Source organism: Peribacillus sp. P4_D6 (assembly GCF_056401795.1).
The window spans coordinates 1-998 of record NZ_JBFUIQ010000355.1; the positions used below are offsets into that span (position 1 = coordinate 1).

Here is a 998-nt window from a genome sequence, read left to right on the forward strand (position 1 = left end):
GTACAGTGCTATCCCGCTAATGATGAAAAAAATGAGCGAGATGAATAACAATGCAGAGTTTTTCATCATTCCTTGGTAAATCCAATTCGCTTCGTTTCTTAACGTGAGCATGACCAACAGAGCCATGACCAACATAAGCGGTCCCGTTATCATCGCATCCCTGCGATATATTTTGTATGCTTTCATTTCATCGGCCTGTTTTGAGTAATCGGACAGGAGCAAAGAAGATAAAAAAAGCGTGCTCATAATGCCGAATCCCACAAATGCATACTCATTCGGACTAGTGAAAAGTTTAGATAAATTCAATTCTTCATTTCCTCTCACGCCTTCGACAAACCCAAGATGAGTGATTGGCAATACGCTGATTAATAGCCCCGGTATGATCAATCCCGTCAATCCTGAGATATACGTTAACGCTTTTTCATATTTGTCAACGCTATGCGAGAAAACCAAGAAAGCACTCCTAATACATAGCAGAACCAATATCAGGCTCGCGGGAACGATCAAGGCTACCCCAATCGGGAATACCGCACCTGGGAATAAACTGTAAATCGCAATGACAAGACCAACCACAAAAGTATTCGTCACTTCCCAAGTTGGTGATAAATAGCTATTCGCTATCTTGGTAGCATTCGTCTCTTCCTTTTTAATGTAAGTCATTGCCCAGAAGCCCGCGCCAAAATCCATAGAGGCCATGATGGCATAAAGAAAAATAAAGCCCCAGACCAGTGTTATTGCAAGAAGAGCATCACTCATTCGCCTTCCCCCCTTTTATGAATTCGAATCGAAAAGTCTTACACCTTTATTTTCGGCTTTATATATATCATCCATTACGGAATGACGATTGAAATAATACAAAAGTGTAAACACGACAGAAACTCATAAAATGATATATACAATAATGAACATCGTGAATAAGAATCCAAGGTTTTCGTACGAAGTGACTGAATCCTCCGTTGTCAGCATCCTGTATATCGTCCATGGCTGTCTGCCGGTAC

The 998-nt window shown here is 41.0% G+C and carries 2 protein-coding genes; both read right to left on the reverse strand.

Features of this window, described 5'->3' with window-relative positions; translation table 11 throughout:
* A partial coding sequence (locus AC1DVB_RS27530) for a cytochrome d ubiquinol oxidase subunit II (protein ID WP_477592008.1) occupies positions 1–756 on the reverse strand: 756 nt, incomplete at its 3' end.
* A 123-nt stretch (positions 757–879) separates the two neighbouring features.
* Positions 880–998, reverse strand: a 119-nt coding sequence (locus AC1DVB_RS27535; RefSeq protein WP_477592010.1) for a cytochrome ubiquinol oxidase subunit I, incomplete at its 5' end; no start/stop codon positions are given.